This window comes from Microcoleus sp. OTE_8_concoct_300 (genome assembly GCF_031383065.1).
Lineage (GTDB): Bacteria > Cyanobacteriota > Cyanobacteriia > Cyanobacteriales > Microcoleaceae > Microcoleus.
On the sequence record NZ_JANMZH010000289.1, the window covers coordinates 1 to 2,066 of the forward strand.

A 2,066-nucleotide genomic window follows, 5' to 3' on the forward strand; every position below is an offset into this window, starting at 1 on the left:
AATGTCTCTTGATGTAGTCCACAGTACCGTTTAAAGTCGGCGGGGTTTAACTTTTGTACTTGTTCGTAATTCATCTTATGGGAGCTAATTATTTCTTTTATTTTACCTAGAACGAGCGCACTTTCGCAAGAGGTCTACTTAACACCACAAACTCATGCGGCCACGATTGCCACAAGCGAAACATGATTGCAGCGATCGTGGTTAGTAAGAATATTTTGCCAACAGTTGCTTCACCGATCGTCCAACCCCGGTACATTCCCCGGCAACAGGCGATCGGCATCAATTACAAAAACTGCATTTCTATTTGCCATTTGAAATCTCCTATTGCTAGGGTAAAGTTCAACGGGTCAATGTTATCTAGGCGGTGTCGAGGTCAGCCACACTGTCTAAACCCAAATCGGACGTTTAATGACTGACAGCAGAGCCGAGAACTGTTGAAGCATTCTCGGGTGCTGTGACCTGGATAACCTAGCTCTCAAGGAACTTAGACGGGTCAACTATGGACTTGATTTCTCAAGCCCTCACTAGAATCTAAGATTTAGTCATGGGTCGTTAACGTTGCTGACTCCTTATTATTCAATGCCCAGTTTACTGCTTCGTTGAAAGCTTCATCAGTCGGCTCAGCTAAGAAACCGATCGAACAAAGCCATTTTAGTTGTATGTCTCTGCCACCGCGACAGATTTGCGTGTTTCTCGTACTATGACAAATGTGTTGCCCGTTTCCCATCAAGTTTTGGTAGTAGACTGTCAACTCTGCTGGAGATAAAGGTAATGGTTTTTCTCCACTAAACGGACAAGTTTTGCATGGTTGTTCTCGAACTGGGTAGGTTCTCATGTCAGTTGGATCGCGTTTCATTAAATTGTTCCTAGTTTGCGAAAATCAGGGACTGGTCGTTCGTCAAGGCATTGATAAAGGTGGAGGCAGAACTCATGAACATTTACCCATTCCGATCGAGGGGGCAGAATCTGAATTGCCACACTGTCCGCACCTAAGAAAAGCTCTTTGACTTTGACTAAATCTATCCAGGTCGGAACTGATTTTTTTCGAGATAGTGAGAGATGAACCCACGAATAGCCGTCTTTTTCGATCGAACCAGAAATTATTACAATCAAACCGTCACGACTTTTATAAGCTCCGCCATCAAGTCCGATCGCCTGAACTAACCAATTACATGGCAACTCTTCAGCAGTAGGGGGATTCCACTCAACAGTTTTAGGTTTCATGAGACTGCCGGGAGCGACCCGGCAACAGCGCTAATATCTTAAGTATCAAGTTGGTAACGAGGGAGATTATTGACCATATCGTATTCAGATTCTTCGATCGCCCGATAAACTTCGTTTAGTGCCTGAATAGCATCCGCCAAACCTAATTCATTTTGCGTGACAAATTTCTCACTGCTTGCTATTTCATGATACTCTGGCTGATTCAGTAAAAGACGCAGTGTTTCTTCAGCACCCGCAATTATTAACTTGATTTGTTCGACTGTAATTGTCATGACTCTTACTCCTTAACTGATTAAACTAATCAAAATCTCAAAGCGAAGCATTAGTAGCTGAAAAGAGTTTTCAGGAAATAATTTTCATCAATTTTGTTCTCACAGACAACCATTGATTTAGCTACTTGTTCGGCTACCGATCGATTCCAACCTTTGAATTGTGATTTAGCTACTAATTCAAGTTCTGGCATAACGATCGCTTCTAGGTAAAATACATTTCCTGGTGTATCGTCGTAGTAGCAAGAGCTTTCTATCGTAAATTTCCAATTTGACCAGTAAAATGTACTTTTCATTGCTAGCTATTAATCGCGGTACAATTCAACTTCAACAATGGAAATATTACAATTTTCAGGAACACGCTTCTCCTCAGTTAATCGTAATTCAGCATCCGATCGAGTATCGAAGAATTCGGCTGCTTCAAACTCTTCCGACCATTTTCCTTTCATTCCGAGTAACCAGTAAACGCAGCCATATTCAGTAGCATCGCCAACCCAATAACTCGCCTTAAGAATCGCAAACTTGATTTCAGACTTAGGCTTAGACATAATTTAAGACCGGGAGCGACCCGGC

The 2,066-nt window shown here is 42.3% G+C and carries 5 protein-coding genes; all 5 read right to left on the reverse strand.

What is annotated here, in order from left to right:
* Nucleotides 1–538 precede the first annotated feature (538 nt).
* From ACUVJL_RS13580 to ACUVJL_RS13600, 5 genes are read right to left on the reverse strand one after another with little or no spacing between them, the layout of a single operon-like run.
* Entirely contained in the window at nucleotides 539–856 is a 318-nt protein-coding gene (locus ACUVJL_RS13580; RefSeq protein ID WP_445246328.1) for a hypothetical protein, read from the reverse strand.
* Entirely contained in the window at nucleotides 856–1,224 is a 369-nt protein-coding gene (locus ACUVJL_RS13585) for a DUF7694 domain-containing protein (protein ID WP_445246329.1), read from the reverse strand. Before ACUVJL_RS13585 ends, ACUVJL_RS13580 begins: the two co-directional genes overlap by 1 nt.
* 38 nt (nucleotides 1,225–1,262) lie before the next feature.
* Nucleotides 1,263–1,496, reverse strand: a complete 234-nt coding sequence (locus ACUVJL_RS13590) for a hypothetical protein (protein WP_445246330.1) — start codon at nucleotides 1,494–1,496, stop codon at nucleotides 1,263–1,265.
* A gap of 50 nt (nucleotides 1,497–1,546) precedes the next feature.
* Nucleotides 1,547–1,789, reverse strand: a complete 243-nt coding sequence (locus tag ACUVJL_RS13595; protein ID WP_445246331.1) for a hypothetical protein — start codon at nucleotides 1,787–1,789, stop codon at nucleotides 1,547–1,549.
* A gap of 9 nt (nucleotides 1,790–1,798) precedes the next feature.
* Nucleotides 1,799–2,041: a hypothetical protein gene (locus tag ACUVJL_RS13600; protein ID WP_445246332.1), complete on the reverse strand. Its 243-nt coding sequence runs from the start codon at nucleotides 2,039–2,041 to the stop codon at nucleotides 1,799–1,801.
* Between the last annotated feature and the right edge of the window lie 25 nt (nucleotides 2,042–2,066).